We start from the raw sequence: 20,290 nt of genomic DNA, 5'->3' as shown, positions 1-20,290 counted from the left end.
ACGAACGCGGCCACCGGCGCGGCGTCGCCGCTGTCCTCGTCGCCCACCACATCCGCCGCACCGGCGCAGCAGTCCGGCGCCACCCCTTCGTCCGGCCCCGTCCGGCCCGGCGCGCAAAACAGTGCCGTCGCGCCGGACGGCACTACCCGCCCGGTGCCCGCCGACCGGACCACCGGCGAGCGCTCTTCGGCGACGAACACCGGTTCGGCACGCGCGGGGGCCGTCGCGGGCGGACCCGCGGACGGTCCCGGTGCGATGCGGGCGCGGGTCGCGGACTCCGAAGCGCCGCGGGCCCGACCGCAGGCCGATTCCGACGTGGACGTCGACGGTGATCAGCCGCAGGTCCAGGGGCAACCCGCCGACCTCACTTCACCGGACTCCGGTTCGGATAGTGACGCGAATCAGCCTGCCGGACAGCAGGATACGGACGAGTCCGCGGATCAGGACAATAGTCCTTCGGTGGATCCGGCCGCCGCAGCTGCCGGTCTCGTCCTGCCCCCTCCGCCACCCGCTCCGAGCGCCTCGCGCCCGACCACCGAAGGCGACTCGACGAACGATGCGGCGGACGCCGACACGACCGCAGACTCGGACGGGCGCCCCACCCCCGACCCCGATCTCGATCCCGATCGCGATCGCGACCCGGACCTCGATCCCGACACGGCCGCCCCTGACTCGGATTCCGCCGCCGACTCGGACTCCGGCACGAACTCCGACCCCCGCCGCGTACTCCCGGAGGACAGCAGCGAAGCGACCACGGCGGAGATCGACGAGGCCGCCGCCATCCTCGACCGGAGAGAACCCGGTCTGCGCGCGGAAGATCTGCTGCTCGGCGATTCCGATTCCCAACCCGCCACCGACGAGGCCGCCAGTGCGCTGGCGAGCAAGAACGCCCAGCGGTGGGAGGGGCTGACGGACGCCGAGCGGGCGGTCGTCATCCGTGCGCACCCCGACGTGATCGGCAGGGCGCCCGGCATCGACGCCCGTTCCGCCGACGCCGCCAACCGGTTGCAGATCGCAAGGGATATCGCGGATCTCGGCTCGCGCGACAGCCTGACCAGCCAGGAACGCCGGCGACTGCGAGACCTGAGGCGCACGGTCTCGGGCCTGCGGCAGGCGCAGCTGCGGGCCGCCGCGATCGACCAGAACCTGCCGGTGCGCGTGCTCGCCTACGATCCGGCCGCATTCGGTGGTAGGGGCAGGGCACTGGTCGCGTTCGGTGATCCGGCCACGGCGACGCAGGTGTCCGTGCATGTGGCGGGCCGCAACAGCACCGTGGCGGACATCGGTTCGGTCTTGCAGGCGACCGCCGCCCGGCATGCCGCGGCCGCGGGCCGCCTGCGTTCGGGTGATTCGCTGGCATCCATCGCCTGGATCGGTTACCGGACGCCGGGCCGCGTGGGCGCGCTGGTCACCTTTCAGGCGAATCGAGCGGCGCGACTGCTGCGGCGCGATCTCGCGATCCTCGGCGCGACGAGGACGGCGCCGGGGGAAAAGCCGTCCATCAGGATCGTCGCCGACGGCTACGGCGTCGACGTCACCGCGGCCGCGGGCAAGAAGGGCCGGTTGTCGGGTCTGGTCGGCGAGGTTGTCCTGACCGGTATCCCGGGCGATCCGATTCTGCCGTCGAAGCGTTTCGGCGACGACGTGCGGGTTTTCGTTCCTCACGAGACCAACGGGCTCTACCACCACTGGAACGCGCCGGAACCCGAGGGATCGAGGCCGCCGCGCGGGGTCCCGGTCGACACCATGTACCGGGTGTCCGATATCGAGGCCAACCGGGCGGGGACGGCGCCGTATCTGCCGGATACCGGTCCGTCACAACCGAATTCGCCACGTCCGGAGGTGGCCGAGAACGGCTGCGGACCGCAGGCGCTGTGGCAGGCGGCCGCGGTCACCGGCAATCCCGACATCACCGTTCCCGAGCCGGACAGCGTCGGCCAGGACGGCATGGACTGGCGTGATATGGAGCGACACGCCGGTGCCCAGCTGACTCCGGTGTGGAGCCGCGGACGCTTCTCCGCGTTGAACCTGCTGGGGATCGGACGCACACGCTCGGGACAGCACATGATCGCCGACGCCCTGCGGTACATGCGCGGCAAGTCCGCGGTGATCGTCATCGATCAGCAGCGAGGACGCGTCCCCACCGGCGAACCGGGCGCGCACGCGTTCACCATGTACTACGACTCCGACACCGACAAGGTGATGGTGTACGACCCGGTGCGGAGTCCGGATCCGTTCGAGTTCGACTCGGCCGATGTGCCCGACGCCAAGGCCACCTGGGGCATCTTCTACAACAAGAACGGCATCGCGACGCGCCCGCTCGGTGACGAGGGCAGGCACGGGCTCGCGGCTGGAAGCGGCGCGCGGAACGACGATCTCGACCGGCGAATGCCGCCGCGCGCCGGCACGAGCGACCCGGCCGATCCGATGGCCGCGATCCTGCGCTACCTCGACGAATCGCGGACGCCCGAGCAGCAGGATCCCGACCCGCTGACCGACGCCGAGCGCACGCACGTGGACGACCTGTCTCGCGGTCTCGGACTGGGCGATGCGTTGCCGGGTACCTCGAATCCGTTGCGAGCGCTGGCGGATCTCGCGCGGATCGCCATGCCGTCGCCGCAGCTCGATACGGACTCGGGAGCACGCCAGGCGCCCTCCGCTATCGCACCGGAAGTCCTTGTTCCACAACGACTGTCGCCCGAGCTGACGGAGGCGTGGCTACTTCGGCAGCTGAACGTTCCCCTCGATCCGCAGCTGGAGGCCCGGCTCGAGGAAGCGATCGCCGAGCAGCGGTATCGAATACTGTTGCGCGCGGGCGCGATCGAAGCGCTCGCCTCCGCGATCCAGTCTCCGACCACCGACGACCTCGATCTCAGCGCCGCCGAGGTCGCCCGCTGGGCCGGTGCGCTCGACGTCTCCGCCACCGATCTCGCCACCGACCGCGGTACAGCGAACACGCTGATCCGGCTTCGCGCGGAGGCCCGTGACTTCGCCGCCACCGTCGCCCGGCTGGCCGAAGCTCCGCCACAGCGCGACGACACGGATCCCGATGCCAGGCGCTCGCCGGAGCCGGCGTCGAATTCGGTGACCGAGCGCAATCGCGGTCGCTGCGCGGAACTCGCGTTGCGGTTGATCAAGACGTTGACCGGCAGCTCGCTGATCCAGCTTCCTTCGGGAGCGGTCGGGCTGGAGGGCATGACCGCGGCCGAGCTGCAGGACGCGGCGGGCGGGCGGCTGCGTCCAGTGACCGATCACGACGAGATCAGGCGGACATTGCTCGATATGCCGGAGGGCTCTTCGGCTTTGGTGGTCGACGCGTACTCCCGTCCGGTCGATGAGCACGGTGTCGGCGCACATGCCTATGTGCTCAGGCGCGAGGGGGACGCGGTCTTCGTCTACGACGCGGGCTCGGGCACGGTCAAGGGCTACCCACCGAACTTGCCTTCCGATGTCGCCTCGACCCACATGATCCTGTTCGACGAGAACGGTGTCCCGATACACCCGATCGACGCGGATGGTCTCGACGGGGCGCCGACCGTGGATCCGGCGATGCGTATCGGTCTTTCGCTGGATACGCCTTCCGAGCAGGTTCTTTCGCTGCTGGAGCGGACCAAGGTCGGGCGGGAGGCGCTCGCCGCGCTGGGAGACGGTGTCGTCGAGATCGATTTCGCGCACAGCCTGAGCGACGGCACCTCCGCAGGCCTGTACCAGTCCGGCACGCTCGTCGCCGAAGTCCGCACCGGTGAACAGAATCTCATCCAGCAGGCGATGACGCTGGTGCACGAGGCCCTCCACGCGCAGATGGCGTTGGACGGTGAAACCAGCAGTCGGTCGAACCGGATTCGCTTGCTCGGCCGGGACGAGTTCGTCGCGCAGATGGTCCGCGAGGAAGCATTCGCCGCGGGCCGAGAGTTCGAGTTCGCCCGCGAATTGGCTCAACTCGGCTTCCAGATCGACAGTCTGCCGGATGCCGCACAGCGATACCTCGCGGTCTACGACGCCAGGGTGGCGCGGCTGTCACACGCCGGCACCGGTCTCACCGAGGCGGAAATCGATGTTCGCGCGCGGGAAGCGGCGGCATCGGCCATCGCGGATCACATCGCCACCTATGAGTGGGCCGATGGCCGAAACTACACCGAGTACTACAGCGCCGCTTGGGACAACGTCGTGCTCGGCGGGCCCGAGGTGCACGTGTGGCGCTCGCTCGATGCGGAGGCCGAGGTCTCCGAGAACGCGACACGACGGGTCGTCGCCGAAAGGCGGCGGAAGGAGCTGGCGCGCCAGATAGCGGATCTCGCGGACGGTCTCGATGTCGACGTCATCGATGTCATCGACCCGGAACTGCGCGCCGAGGCGCTGCCGAGGTTGCGCGAGGCGAACGAACGGGAATTGGCGGAGCTGGCCGATCAACTCGGTGCCGAACGGGCCGATGTCGGCCGCGACATGGCGCCCGACGCGGTGGTGGAGCAGCGGCGTGCCGAGCTGCTCCAGCGGGAGTTGAAGCTGCTACTGCTGTCCGACGTCGGCGACCGCTACCACCTGCAGGGTGAGCTGGTCGGCCGGGCGGACGCCGCCGCGAATGCCGCGGCCGCCCGTGATGTGCTCGTGTCCGAACTCGAAGACGCCGGGTTCGACGAGGCGGTGGCGATCACTCCGCATGTCGCGCTCGTGAGCGGGGAGCCGCCGAGGATGGTCGTCGTCGCGCCCGAGCGCGAGCACGCCGCGGCGATAGCCGAGGCACTGGCACTTCATCCGGAACTCGAGTCCGCGCTGCGGCATCCGGATCTGGACCTGCGGCTGATCGAGATCGCGGCGCCGGACCCGGCCGCGGATGTCGAGATCACGTTGCTCGGGCCACGCGCGGCCGCCAGGGTCGGCGAGGACGCACTGAATTGGACCTCCGAAGACGAGCCTGCCGTGCCGGTGGGTATGCCGGGTGACACCGCGGGCGCGGCGTCGGTGGCTCGGATCGAGCGGGTTCGTAGTGTGCTCGAGAGCAGCGATATCGGTGTATGGGCCGACGATATGTTGCGGCGCAACAACGTTCACGTGGTGTATGAAACGGGTGTCGAGCCGCGCTATTACCCGGAGCGCGGGACGCTCGTGCTCGATTACGGGACCTCGGAGGTCGAGCAGGCCCTCGCTATGGTGCATGCCGCGGCTCATCTTCGCGATGCGACGGAGGGGCTGTCGCCACATCCCTTGTCGACCGGTCGCGACGACTATGTGACGGCGATGGTGCGGCAGGAGGGTCGTGCTCACGCGCTCGAGGCGCAGTTCGTCAAGCAGTTGCGTGCCCTCGGCCACGCCATTCCGGTGGGCGATCTGGAGCGCGTCGGCGACGCCGCACGCGCTGGAGAGTCGCGCCGGGTTCCGGATCCGATGACCGAGTCGTCGCGGCCGCGGCGCCTCGGTGATCCGATGCGGGACCCGGCGCTGGACTTCGCCGCGGCGGGCATCCGGGCGTATCTCGATGCTTCCGGTGGTGGGGTCGCCAACTATGCGGGCGCCTACACCAAGAATTGGAACGACGCGAACGGCGCGGTTGCCGACGGCACGGTCGACGTCGGTGACCGGCTTCCCGACGCCGAGGTCTATCAGAACGTCGATGACGCGGAGTTCGTCGAGCACTTCGACGACGACTGGGCGGATCCGGTCGATGTCGATGCTCATCACGACGTCGACGACGCTCCGTCCGCCGAACCTTCCGACGACGTCGCACGGCATACGCCCGAGGCGAACCGTGGTCGCTGCGCCGAACTCGCGTTGCGGCTGATCAAGCGGTTGACCGGCAGTGCGGCGATCGAGTTGCCGACGCGCCCGGTGGGGCTGGACGGTATGTCGCAGACCGAGGTGCAGGAGGCCACGGGCGGACAGTTGCGTGCGTTCGTCGACCATGACGACATTCGACGGCAACTCCTCGATCTGCCCGAGGGGTCGACGGCATTCGTGGTCGACGAGTACGCGGGCCCGGTGGACGAGTACGGCGTCGGCGCGCACGCTTATGTTCTGGTCCACGAGCCCGGCGGCGTCGTCATGGTCCGCGACCCGGGCGCGGACTATGTGAAGCGATTCCCGCCGGTCGCGTCGCAGCAGTTGCGCGGTACGCACGCGATTCTGCTCGACCCGCACGGAAACCCGGTGCATCCCATCGACTCCGACTCCGACGCGCATCCCGTTGAGGACTCGGGTGTTCGGATCGGCCGTTCGCTCGATTCGCACGCCGATCAGGTGCGCGCGCTGTTGCTCGGAACCAGCACCGGCGCGGACGTACTACGGGTGCTCGGTGATTCGTCGGTGCGGGTTCGCTACGAGCGGGCGGCCACGGACAGGCGCAGTGGCGGTTTCGCCGCCGACTCGTTGACGGCCACGGTGTACACCGGCACCAATGACCAAGTGCGCCAGGCATTGTCGTTGGCGCACGAGTCGGTGCACGCCGAGCGGTACCTGCGCGGTGAGTCCGGTCACCTCGGCATGGACCGAGCGACGTTCGTCCGCACGATGGTCGCCGAGGAGGCGGCCGCGATCGCGCGCTGGATCCAGCTCGCGCGCGAGTTCCGCGGCGACGACCAACTCGGCGGGTACTTCGGCGACCGGCACTATTTCGAGGACATCTACGCCGCCGCATACGCCGCGTCTTTCGAATCCGCGACCGGCACAGGACAATCGGTCGACGCCGACAGTGCGCGCCGAGCGCACGAGCGGGCTGTCGAGGCGTTGATCGACGAGGTCGGGACCCACGCCTGGCCGAACGGCAGGAATTATGCCGAGTACTACGCGGCCGAATGGGACCGCGCTCGCACCGATCACGCCGGGTTCTTCGACGCGCAGGTGGCGCCGGACCCAGCGCCGCAAGCTGCGGTGGACCTGCACGCCGGTGCCGTCGACCGCGGCCGCGCGGGCCGAGAACTGGCCGACATCACCGTCGAACTCAACAGCAGGGCAGGCGAATACGGCATCGCCGCGCACCTGGACGCCGAGTCGTTGTATCGCGAGATCACCGATCGTCTCGGTCCGGTCCGGGACGAAATGGCCGATCCCGCGGTCACACCCGAGCGATTGGCCGATCTGCGCCGGATCGCGCACGATCTGCTCTCGCTGACCGATCTGACAGCGCGGCGCGAGAACGCACAGGCGGCATTCGATCGGGCTGCCGACCGACTGTCCGCGCTGGCCGCCCGCGAGGTGCTCGCTACCTACGCCCCGGACGCGGGTCCCCTCGGCGACCACTACGTCTACGTTCTCGGCAGGCCGAACCGGATCGTCATCGCCGGTGAGTCTTTCCAGCACCAGGCTCTGCGCAATGTCGCGGAGGCCGATCCGCGAGTGCGCGCGCTCCTGCGTGGCGGACCGGTCGAATTCGAGCACCTCTCGCTCGCCGTCGACGAGTTCGGCCGGGTGCGAGCGCGCACGGTCGACTCGATCGATCCGCGGGTGTTCGGTTCCTCCGATCGGGTCGTCGCGGAACCGGATCTGGCCGGCGAGGCAACCAGGCAGCGCCTCGCGCCGATCACGGCGGCGTTGTCGAACAGCCCGGTCGGCCAGTGGGCGCTGGACACTTTGCGCCGCCACGGCGCCACCGTCGAACACACGTCCGGCGGTGCGGCGCAGTACTTCCCGTCGCGGCGGGTGCTTGCCATCGACGCGGGCGCCACCGACGGCGACCATGCGCGCGCCATCGTGAACGCCGCTATCCACGCCGAGTTCGCGGGCAGACAGGACGCTGCCGTCGATGCGCGCGACCGGATGGTTTCGGAGCGTCAGGACTACGTCGACCGCAAGATCGACGAGGAGACCTCCGCCCACATCTGGGAGATCGTCGCGGCCGTGCAACTGCGGGGCGCGGTGGCACTCACCGACATCGATCAGGTCTACCTCGACGCCTACCGCAGGGCGCGCCAGCAGGCTGCGAGCGAGATCGGCGGCCCCGCGGACGCATTGGACCGCATCGCGAACCAGGCCGGTTTCGACGCGTTGCGCCCGCACGTCGCGGCGCACCGACCGCCGGGATCCGATCTGACCAACGCCGAGTTCTACGACCGGGCGTGGCGGGAGTCGCACGGCGAGCTCGCCGCCGACGCGGACGACCCCGCCCGCACCCCGCGAGGGGGCAGCCCCGAATTCGGTCAAGACGCCGATCAGAACGCGGATGCTGGTCGGGCGCTGAATGACTCGTGGACGATGCGCCCGAGCGCGTCGGCCGAGAACGAAGTACAGCAGGTGCTCGGTGTCAGCGCCGTCGGTCGAGATGCCGCGGCGACGCTGCGCGCGCTCGGCGCAGGCATACGTTTCGACGCGAACGGATCCGTCGACGCGTTCGACGGCAGGACGATGGACGTGTCCGTCGGGACACGGGAGCGCAGCCATCCCGCGCAGGCCTCGGCCATCGTGCGCGCCGCTGCGCTCGCCGACGCCGTGCGCACCGGCCTGCTGGAAGTCACGCCCTCGCGCGTTCGCGCCCAGGATCGGGCCGACTACATCGCCGCGCGCGTCCGCGCCGAGGCGCTGGCGCTGGGCAGGCAGGCCGAGTTCCACCGGGAACTCGAGCGGGCCGGAATCGACGCCTCAGCGAACCCGTACGTCGATCCGGCCGCGCGGCAGCGGCTCGAGGCGGCATACCTGGCCGCCTTCGACGCCGAAATCGCCGCACGACAGGGCGCTTCGGAGATCGATGCGTCCACGCTGCTCGAACTCGCGCGACAGGCGGGCGCCGACGCGCTCCTGGCGGGCGGTGAGTTCGACGCTTCGGACGGTTCAGGACCCGCACGGGCCCACCGGCAGGCCGCGGGCGAGTACTGGGACGCCCAGCACCGCATCGCCACCCCGGACGGTCTGAGCGAATACGCGCCGACCACTCGGGACGCGGCGCGGACGCTGGAAGAGATCGGCAGGAAGCGCGCGGCCGTCGAGCGCGAACTCGCCGGGATCGAGGCGGACTGGGATCGCGTGGCGGGACGGATGACCGACGTCTCGCGGCTGCGCGGCGACGCGGACGCGCTCGATCGGCAGGCCGCGCTGGCGGAGTTGCTGAGCCCCGATGGGCCTGGCAGGTTCGGTCATCGCACCGACCTGATAGTGCTCACCGAACTGACCGCACGCCATGGCGAACTGACCACGCGGCTCCGCGCGCTCGGCGACGACCTCGCCGCGGCGGTGCGGCGCGATCTCGGCGTCGATTCGCCGATCGGGCTGCACGTGTCCGACGAGGGCGTCGTCTTCGTCGGCCGTGACAGCGGTGATCACACCGACGCGGACACCCCGCTTCCGGTCTCCGATTCCGACGCGCCTGCGGTTCGTCCCGAAAGCGCTGCCGCGCGAACCGATTTGGCCCGCCTGATATCGACGACCTCCGATCGCGTCACCGCGGTGCTCGGGGATCACCGCAACACCATCGGTCGATGGGCGGCCCAAGCGCTGAGCAGGCTGGGCGTGCGGGTGCTCTACACCTCCGAGCCGCGCACGTATCCCAGCAACAGTCACTATGTGGGCGTCGGCGTCGCCGAATCCTACGACCCGGCGACGAACACGGTGGTTCTGCGTGACGGCGACAATCCGCGTCAGAGCGCGATCGCGCTGGTTCGCGCCGCCCGCCTGGCCGAGCTGTATGCCGCCTCGCCGCGTCAGCGGATACCGCAGCTCGGCATGTCGCGCTCGGATTACATCGATCTGATGCTGGATCGCCAGGCCGAGGCCACGGCGCTCGGCTACGCGGCCAACGACGATGTCCAGGACTCGAATGCCATCGGGTCCATGGCCGGCTCGCTGGGGCGGGCGTACCGCCTGGCATTCGATCAGGCCGCCGATGCTCTCGCCCGGGTGTACCGCAAAGAACCGGCGGCGACACGGGAGTTGCTCGCCGCCGCCGCTTACCGAGCCGCCGTCAAGGCGATGCGTGCGAACCTCGATCAGGGCCATATGGTGCCCGAAGTCGACGGCCGGAACTTCACGCAGCGCTTCGCCGACCAGTGGGATCGCGCGCACGGAATCGCGACCGGCGCGGCGGTGCGGCTTGCCGATCCGGACACAGCCGCTGTGCTGGACCGGCGGATTCGTGCCTTGGTGTCGGAAATCGAGCAGGTGCGCCGGCTGCGTGCCGACGACGAGGGCTCGGGCATACCGCGCAGCCCGCTGGAAGAGGCGTATTCCGATGCCTACGACCGCGCGCGCCGCAAGGCGGAGCGGGCAGTGGAACGCCAGAAGTCCTCGCAATCACCGGAATCGGTCGCCAGGGAAGCGGCCGAGCTCGCGGTTCGCCGCCAAGTGGACAAGCTCGGGATCGACCGGGCGGAGCTGATCGTCGACGTCGTGCGGGCCGCGCGTGCGGACGAGTCCGACGGCGCGTACTGGGGAAGCCCGCGCCCGAGCCGCACGCCCGAGATCGCTGACAGCGTGTCCGTACCGGAGATCGCGAGCCCTGCCGACTCCGTGGGAGACACCCCTGCCGACGCTTCGCCGTCGGTCCCCGTGGCCGCGCGTCCCGAGCCCGAGGGTGCTGTCGGATCAGCCGATGTTTCCCCTTCGGTTTCCGTGGCCGCGCGCCCCGAGCCCGAAGGTTTGCGATGGTGGCACGCCGTGCTGCCGGATCGCCGATTCGCCGAGGTCTGGGAGGTGCTCGGCGGGAGCGAAACAGGCCGCGAGGCAATCGAACTGCTCGAGCGGACGCGTGCGGGTGTACGTATCGACGGCGGTCTGCCCGGCAGTGCCGACGGCTTCGACGGGGCGACGATGGATGTCGTCGTCGGCGCGCGTGATCGTGGCCAGCAGATGCAGGCGGCCGCGGTGGTGCGTGCGGCGGCGTTGGCGGAGGCGGTGAGTGCGGGCAGGCTGGAGGTGACGCCGTCGCGCATCCGGGCGACGGATCGGGATGCTTTCATCGCGGCTCGGTTGCGCGCCGAGGCCGATGCGTTCGGTAGGCAGGCCCTTTTCCATCGGGATTTCGGTACTCCCGAAGTCGGCCCGTCCGAATCACTGGTCGACCGCACCTACCGCACAGAGCTGGAACAGCAGTATCTTTCCGCGCACGACGCCGCTGTCGACGCCGCCCGGCGCGGCGGCGACAGCCTGGCCGAGGCTCAGCTGCGTGAGGTCGGTCGCGAGGCGGGCATCGCGGCGCTGTTGGCGACCGACCTGTTCGACTCGCCGCATCTCACGGACGCCGGCGCGAGTATCGCCGATGTCGCCGGGCGTGAGTGGGATGCGGTGCAGCGCACCATGGTTCCGGAGGGTATGGACGAGTACGTGCCGTCCGGCCCGGATGCGGCGCGCCGTGTCGAGGGCTTGATTCGTGAGCACGCGGACATCCGTCGAGAACTGGAGCGCGTCCGGTTCGCCTTCGATCAGACGGTCGACCAGCGTCGGCGGCGAATGGATATTCCCGACGACTACGACCTCGGATCCGATCGAGCCTCGGTCGCCGCCGAGCTGCGGCGCATCGCGCGTGAGCGGGGCGTCATGGACAACGGCTCCCTCGTCGACGCGATCCTCACCGAGCTGTCGCAGTGGCATGCGCAATTGGACGCCGAGCGGACACGGGTCGAGGGTGAGATCGCCGCCACCGTCGGTCGCGATCTGCCGCAGCGAACCGAGAACGGCGCCATGGGAGTTCGACGTCCAGGCGTCCAGCTCGACGAATCGGGCTCGGTGTTCGTGCGCCGGGCGGACGCGAGCACGCCGGAGCTCGCCGACGCCGGACAGCAGACCCTGTCGCCCGATCCCGTCCCCGCCAGAAGGGACAGGCTGGAGGACCTCGCGACCTCCCGCACCGAACAGCTGTTCTCGGACATGGCGCACAAAGCCTTCCTGACCGGCGACTGGGTGGCGGCCACCTTGGCGCGGCACGGCGTGCAGATTCGTTTCATCGATGATCTGGCCGCCGCGGTCGACCGGCAGGATGGGTTCGGGCAGACGCTGGGCTACGACCCGGCGACGAATACCGTTGTCCTCCCGTACTACGAGGGCTCGGTGACGCACATCGCGGCGCTGGTGCGTGCCGCGGTCTCTGCCGAGTTGCACGCCCGTGGCGCGGATCTGGCGCACGGCCGTTTGTCGCTGCACCGAGACGACTACATCGCCGCCGAGCTCGACCGCCGGGCCGAAGCGTACGCGATGGACTTCCAGTATCGCCGGATCGTCGCCGCCAATTCCGGAGTGGGAGAGTACTTCTCCGGTCCGAAGCGCGGCAAGGGCAGACGCGTCGATGATCCGCTGGAACTGGCGTTCCTCGACGCGTACGCCGACGCGCAGAAGATCACCGAGCAGGTGTACGGCAAGAACGACGCGGTGAGCCTGGACATGACGCGCGCCGCCGCGTATCGCGCAGGCCTGCGGGCCGTCCGCGCGAACCTCGACGCATCGGGCGGGCTCGTCGGCGGGATGACTCCGGCCGAGTACGCCGGGGCGGAATGGGATCGGGCCCACGGCCTGCGACCCGATGTGGCGCCGGAGGGCGAAGCCGAGCGCTCGCCGGTCGCCGACGACAGCCAGGAGTCGCTCGACCGGCAGGCCCGCACCTACGTCGCGGAGATCCGGCAGTTCCGCGCCCAGCGGGCCGAGGGTGGCTACATTCCCTACGGTCCCGCCGAGACGGCGTACACGGAGGCCTACGACGAGGCGTACCGCAAGGCCGAGCGCGTCCTCGCCCGCGACCCCCAGGCTTCTTCGCCGCAGACGGTCGCCGAGGAGGACGGTCTCGCCGCCGTTCGGAAGTACCTGGACAAGGTGGGCGCCGAGCGCGCCGAGATCGCCTTCGACGTCGTTCGTGCGGCCGACTCGACGCAACGGGACGGTTTGTACTGGGGTTCGCCGCGCCCCGAGTCCACGGCCGACGTGCCAGAAGCGGAATCCGCGCAGCCCGCGAAACCGGTCGGCGACGAGCTGGTGCGCCGCGCGGTCGACGCCGAATTGAACGCGCGTCCCGACGGTGTAGCGCTCAGCGCGAATGTGCTTCGGTTCAAACCGGAATCGAGCAGCCCCGAGTTGGTGGTGATCGCGCCGGAGGGCGGTCATCTCGACGCGCTCGACGAGGTCGGCCGCAACGATTCGGGCCTGCGCGACGCCCTGTGGGACGGGCACCACATTCGATACCTGGCGGTCGTGCCGGAGTCCGGCGGCGCGTCGACGATCGAACTCGGTCGAGATGCGGTCGAGGGACCGCGCCGCCGCCCCTCCCTGCCCGAGGCTGTCGCTTCGCTGCTGTCGGAGTACCTGCGTTTCCGAGCCGAAGGCAGGGTCGCCGAGGGCTTCGGCGAGTGGATCGTCCGTTTGGGCGAGGAGGCGTTCTACCATCGCGACGAGCCGAGGCTCGCGTTCCGGATGGAGAATCGCTGGGTCTCGGTACCGATCGATCTCCAGCCCGATCTGGTCGAAGTCGGATTCAGCGCGGCGCGGAACAATCCGCGGCTGCCGGAGACCGATCCGGCCATGGTGACCTACCGCCTGCACACGCGGCAGATTCCGCAGCCGGACCGGACGGTGCGCGAACCGAGGCCGGGTCCTCAGTTCAGAAGCCGGCGGCTGCGGGTCGGCCCGGTGCGGGTGAACATCTACCTGGAGAACGACGGCAAGGGCGGCTGGCGAGTGCCTGCGCCGACCCGCAACGGCGATGCGACCGACGTGCTGGCCAGACACTTCCAGGGCATGAGCGATACCGACCCTGATCGTCTGGTGGAAAGGATCACCGAGAAGCTCACCAACGGCACCGCCGATATCGCCCACGGCTCGTCGCCCCAGATCACGACCGGCCACCCGTCGTCGCCCGACGCGGAGGACAGCGCGCCGGCACCGGACAACGCAGGCTCCGCCGATTCTTCCGAAGCCGGACCTGCCCGCGGTGCGGGCGATGCTTCGCCCTCGGTTTCGGTCGCCACGCGACCCGAACCCGAGGGGCTCAGCCGGCACATCGACTCGCCGGATCGTCGGTTCGCCGAGGTCTGGGAGGTGCTCGGGAAGAGCGAAACCGGCCGTCAGGCAATCGAATTGCTCGAGCGGATGCACGCGGGTGTCCGTTTCGACGGTAGCCGACCGGGCAGCGCCGACGGCTTCGACGGGGCGATGATGGATATCGTCGTCGGCGCGCGTGATCGTGGCCAGCAGATGCAGGCGGCCGCGGTGGTGCGGGCGGCCGCGCTGGCGGAGGCGGTGCTCGCCGGGCGGCTCGAGGTGACGCCGTCGCTCGTCCGGGCGATGGACCGCGACGCCCATATCGCGGCTCGGTTGCGCGCCGAGGCCGACGCGCTCGGCAGGCAGGCCCTGTTCCATCGGGATTTCGGTACCCCTGAGGCAGATCCGTCCGAGTCTTTGCTGGACCGCAACTATCGGATGGCGCTGGAGCAGCGGTATCTTTCCGCGCACGATGCCGCTGTCGACGCGGCCCGGCGTGGTGCCGACAGCCCGAGCGAAGCTCAGCTGCGTGAGATCGGTCGCGAGGCAGGCATCGCGGCGTTGTTGGCGACCGATCTGTTCGACTCGCCGGCCTTCGCCCCTGGTGGAACGAGCATCAGGGACGGCGCGGTCGATGAATGGGAAGCCGCACAGCGCACCGTGGTTCCGGAGGGTATGGACGAATATCTGCCGTCCACTCCGGACGCGGCGCGTCAAGTCGAGGGCCTGATCCGCGAGCACGCGGACATACGGCGGGAACAGGCGCGGGTTCGGTTCGATTTCGATCGCGCCGCCGCGCGGCTCCGGCGGAGTTTGCAGATTTCCGACGCCGTTGATCTCGGGTCCGATCCGGAAGCGATCATCGCCGAATTGCGCCGGCTCGCGAGCCGACGGCCCGGTCTCGACGACGGAGAATTCGCCGAGGCCGTGCTCGTCGAACTATCGCGGTGGCACGCGCGGTTGGACGGTGAGCTGGCACGGGTCGCGGGCGAGATCGCCGACGCGGTCGGCCGCGATGTGCCGCGGCCGGAGGCCTCCGACGGCACGACGGCGCGCCGCCCGAGCATTCAGGTCGACGACTCGGGTTCGGTGTTCGTGCGGCCCGAGCACGTGGACTCTCCCGAGTCGGCGGTCGACGCGCACCGGCCCGAGACCTCATCCGATCCCGGCGACTCGACCGAATCCAGCCTCGATCGGTTTACGCGCGACCGCCATGATTCGCTCGTCGAAAAGCTTGTCGGCCAAGTGGATCGAATCGGGCCTTGGGTCCGCCGAACACTGGCGCGGCACGGTGTCGGCATCCGATTCACCGACGATCCGGCTCTTTCGATTCGTCGTCCCGATGCCGGCGACGACGCCCGTTTGTCACTCGGCTACGAGCCGCTCACCAACACCGCGGTGATCCAGATCCGCGATTCGTCGCAGACGCAGATCGGTGCTCTGGTGCGCGCGGCGGTCGCGGCCGAACAGCGTGCGCTCGGTGTCGACGTGCGACAGCAACGGCTGACGATGAACCGCGACGAGTACATCGCCGCGACCTTGGACCGATTGGCCGAAGCGTACGCGATGGAGTACAACTATCGCCGCTTCATGGATGTCGACGATCACGTGCGGCCTTACCGTGCGGGTACGAAGCCGCCGTCCGAGGGCGGGCGGTTGGTCGAGGACGATCTGGAATGGGCGTTCGCCGAGGCGTACTCGGCCGCGGCGAAGATCGCCGCGCCGATCCTCTACAAGAACGACGCGATCACCTACGACATGCTCTGGGCGGCCGCGTATCGCGCCGGCTTGCGGGCGGTCCGTGCGAATCTCGATGCGCTGGGCGGCCGCATCGACGGTCTGTCTCCGAGCCGGTACGCCGGAGCGGAGTGGGATCGCGCCCGTGGTCTCAGCGCCGACGTCTCCTCCGCCGACGAAGGTGTGACCGCGCCCGATCGAGACAGCTCTGAGGCGCGAGACCGGCTCAGCCGCACCATCGCCGACGAGATCCGGCGGTTCCCCGAGATGCGGGCCGACCGGCGATACATTCCGCGTAGTGCGGCCGAATCCGCCTACACCGACGCCTACGACAAGGCGTATCGCAAAGCCGAGCGCAGGCATTCGCGCAACACCGAGGCGCCCTCGCCGGCGCGGGTCGCCGAGGAAGCCGGGCTCGCCGCCGTCCGCAAGTACGTCGACGAGGTTGGCGCGGAGCACGCCGAGGTCACCTTCGACCTCGTTCGCTCCGCCGATCCCAGCGAACGAGGCAGACTGCATTGGGGATCGCCCAATGCCGGGCCCGAAACCGCCGCCGACGCCAAGCCGGATGCGGAGCCGAGCCCGATCACCCAGTCCGACGCCGACGATCTGGTGCGGCGCGCCATCGAGAACGAGCTGCGTTCGCGTCCCGACGGTGACCCTCTGAGCCCGAACGTGCTGCGGTTCGCGCCGGAATCGAGTACGCCCGAGCTGCTGGTGATCGCGCACGACGACGGGCACCTCGACGCGCTGTTCGCGGTGGGGCGCAACGATCCGGCGTTGCGGAACGCCCTGTGGGACGGGCACCGCGTTCGGTACCTGAGGGTCGTCAAGGGGCCCGACGGCGAGCCGTCGACGACCGAGCTTTCCCCCGCCGTGGTCGAGGGGCCTTTCCGCAGACCCTCCCTGGACGACGCCGTCGCCTCGATGCTCTCGGAGTACCTGCGGTTCAGGACCGCCGGCAGTGTCGACGAGGGATTCGGTGACTGGTTCCTCCGGTTGGGCGATCCCGCGTTTTACAGCCGGCCGGAAGCCCGGTTCTCCTTCCCGCCGGGTAACCGCACGGTCTGGACGCCGACCAGCCTCCGGCACGACCTGGTCGAAGTCGGATTCCTTCAGGCGCGGGCCAATCCGCGCCTTCCCGAGACCGAACCCGCCGCGGTGGCCTACCGCTTGCACACACGCCAGATTCCACAGCCGCCTCTGAAGCCGGTCGACGCGCTGCCGAGTCCGCGGTTCCGCAGCGAGCAGCTGACGTTCGGCCCCGTGCGGGTGCAGATCTACCTGGAGAACGATGGCGGAGGTGGCTGGCGGGTGCCGCCGCCGACCAGGAACGGCCATGCCTCCGACGTGCTGGCCCAGTACTTCCAGGGCATGACCGATACCGATCCGGATCGGCTGGCGGAAAGGATCGCCAAGAAGCTCTCCGATGGAACCGCCGCTCTCGGCGAGACTTCGCCGCAGAAGGGCATGTTCGCCCGCATGAAGGGCCGGCTGCCGTTCGGTCGCGGGGCGAGCGCCCAGGTCGAATCGGCGATGAACCGGGCCGAGCAGTCTCGCGCCGACTCCGATGACATCCGTCTCGGACCCGACGGCAGGCCGGATCGCCGCGGACCCGATGGCTACGAAGCACCCGAGTTCCCGATGGAACCGAATGCCGACGGCGGGCAAGGGAAGCCGCCGAACCAGCCGCCCACCCCCGCGCCGTTGCCCGAGGAGCCGAACGAGGCAGAGGGGCGTCCAGCGCCGCGTCCGGCGGTCCACCGTGAGCATCTGTTCGAGTTCGAGGGACTGACCTTCCATCTGGACCTGACCGACAATGGCGACGGAGCCTGGAATCCGGTGCTGCGCCCGGCGAATCCACCCGCGCCGGAATCGGAGACAGCGCCGAAGGCGACGAACCCGAAGGAGGTCGAGACTCCGCAGACGGCGCAGAAGCCCGCCGGGTCCATCGACAAGCCCAAGTCGAAGTTCCTCGCGAACACCGCCTACCGCGACGGCTTCCAGGGCTACAACCCGAAGTACCCCTCCGGTTCCAGCCTGGACGGCGCCGGGTTCTCGGTGCTCGGGTACTCCGTCGGATTGCCGCTCACCAAGGACACCGCGCACGGCGAGGTGCTCCAGATCAAGTTCAACCCGGCTCGCATCCTCAAAGAGGGCGCGACGATCTGGAAGAACCGCGAGTACATCCCGATACTGAACCGCCTGACCAGTCGTGTTCCCGACCGCGCCGGCGAATTCCAGCCGATCCACAATATGGACGGCAGCGAGTACCGGCCCTGGGTCGACGATGCCAGCCCGGAGGCGGTGCGCAAGGAACACGGCGTCGATATCGACGAGATGCGTCGTCGCGACGACGCGGCGCAGCGGGCGAAATCGCCGGAGTCGCAAGAGAACCGCAACGAGCTTCCGCAGCCCGACCCGGGGATCCCGGCGGCGAACACCGGGGCCACCGGCGCCTTCGCCGATCTGTTGAACGAGCTGGCCGCGGCCGCCGACCAGCGCCGTGAACTGGCGGAACGGCTCGTCGCCGCCGCCCGTGACATGGGCCTTCGCCTCGATCCAGGCCTGGACGGCGAAGCGGCCCTGCACGCGGTGCGGGTCCTGCAGTATCAGCAGGCCAGGCGGATCGGTGCGCTGGCCGGACTCGCGGAGTCCGCCGTGCGCTACGACTCGGAGAACCGGCACATCCCGTTCAGCCGAGAGGTCAGCTTCTTCGACAACGACCCGATGACGCGCTTCCTGCGCGAGATCGTGCACGCCGACGACCGGCCCACGACGCTGCTGGACTGGCAGGGGGTCAACAACGGCGGCGAACCCGGTCGCGACTGGGGCGACCTCGGCTATACCGACCAGCCCGGCATCGACCAGGGCAAGCCGGGCTACTTCCTGAACGCGCTGCGCCGCGATCAGATCAAGGACGAGCGCGCCGTCTGGGCCCAGCTTTTGCAGGTCGATCTCCACTATCTCGACGCGCATCCGCGCGGCGCGCTCGCCGACGCGCTGGCCAATGTGCACGCGCGCACCGCCGACATCGCCCGATTCGCCGAACTGGCAAACGAATTCGTGCGTGCCGACGGCAATGCCGACGAACTCACCCGCCTCGTCACCGACCTGGCGCTGCGCTCGTCGATCGTCTCCGACGGCGGCTTCCTGGTTCCTGATACCGACGGCCTCGGGCTGCTCTCCGGCGTCGACGGCGGGCCGCCGCGGTTGATGGTGGTCGACGGTCACCTCGATCACGCCCATGTGCTCGCCGAGGCGCTGCGCGCGCACCCGAACATCGCCGAGGTCGTGAACGACGGTCAGGTCGACGTGGTGTTCCGGGTGGCCGAGATAGCGCCCGACGGCACCATTCGGGTCAGTGACAGCGAGCCCATGCGGGTGCGTCACGTCGATGAACTTGTCGACGGTCGCAGGCTGGCCGTGACCTTCCTGCGCGACGAGGACGGCAGGTGGCGACCGGTCGTCGAAGTGGCGCAGCCTACCGAAGGCGAGAGTCCGCGGCCCAAGCCCGATCTGGAAGGGTTGTCCCGCAGCGAAATCGAGGCCGCGCGTCAGGAACTCGCGCGTCGCCTCGGCATTCCGGAGTCCGAGCTCGACAATCCGCAGGCCCTGTCCGACAGGATGGATCAGATCCGCGCGGAGAACAAGATCAGGGCCAGCCAGATCGAAGCGCTCATCGACTACGGCCGCACCGCATGGGACATCGATGACTTCCACACCATCGGCGACGCCCGCGCGCAACTGGCCGACCGGCTGAACCTCGAGCCAGGCCGGTTGACGCCCGAGCGTCTCGCCCAGGCCTTCGTGCTGGACAAGATCGGCTCCGCCCGCAGGCATCAGGCCGTCGAGGACCTCGTCGCCTACGCGAAGCTCATGCGCGGCATCGATGCCGATGTGGTCGACGCCGCGCGGGACCGGCTCGCCGAGCGGCTGGGGGTGGGCAGGCGGCGCGGCCGCTTCCCCCGGGACCTCTTCCCGCGCAACTACAAGAACGACGAGAAGAAGTACCGCCCCGACCGCACCGGCACCGATCCGAAGCGGCTGAACAAGGCGATCGCCAAGCTCGCGCGCAAGCCCGCGGAGCGCGAGAACCTGATCGATGCCCTCGCCGAGTATTACCGGACTGTCAACCGGCTCGACCCGTTCGATCCGGTGTCGCGCGGCGCGGACGCGGTGGACCCGCGCCTCGCCGATGTCGAATTCCCGGTGCACGACAAGGCCGTCGCGCATCTGCTCGACATGGTCGGCGATCTCGAATCGCTGGCCGAGGCGCTGCGCGGCGCCCGGGTGCTCGACGGATTCGGCATGCTCGGCGCGAACAACTCCGCCCCCGATCCGCGGCCGACACCGAACCCGGACTTCACCAGGACCGTCGGCGTCGATCAGCCCGATCCGATCCAGCCGACCGACACCGATGAGGAGAAGGCGGCCAAGGCCAAGCGTTTCGAGAAGGTCTACGAGATCTATCGCGACGGCAAGATCGACCAGAAGGAACGGCTCACCCCGCGGCAACTGGCGAAGGTGCAGGCCGAACTGCGCGCCGAGGTGCGCGGGCGGGCCGCCGATCTGGACATGCTGGCCGCGCTCGACGAGCGTGCCGCGGAACTGGATCGGCAGGCGCGCCGGCCGCTGGAGATCGCGCGTCTGCTGGGCGAGCGCGGAGCCGCGC

Annotated in this window: 2 protein-coding genes; one reads left to right on the top strand and one right to left on the bottom strand. The window is 69.6% G+C overall.

Annotated elements, in window-relative coordinates:
* Positions 1 to 200: hypothetical protein (locus NX1_RS37550; RefSeq protein WP_218024223.1), on the bottom strand; the 200-nt coding region annotated here is incomplete at its 3' end.
* Between the two features lie 55 nt (positions 201 to 255).
* Between NX1_RS37550 and NX1_RS33570 the strand changes: the two genes are divergently transcribed.
* On the top strand, positions 256 to 20,290 hold a 20,035-nt coding region (locus tag NX1_RS33570), incomplete at its 3' end, for an alpha/beta hydrolase (protein WP_218024222.1).

Origin of the sequence: Nocardia xishanensis NBRC 101358 (genome assembly GCF_001613365.1) — a bacterium.
Lineage (GTDB): Bacteria > Actinomycetota > Actinomycetes > Mycobacteriales > Mycobacteriaceae > Nocardia > Nocardia xishanensis.
This window is presented reverse-complemented; position numbering and strand designations above follow the sequence as displayed.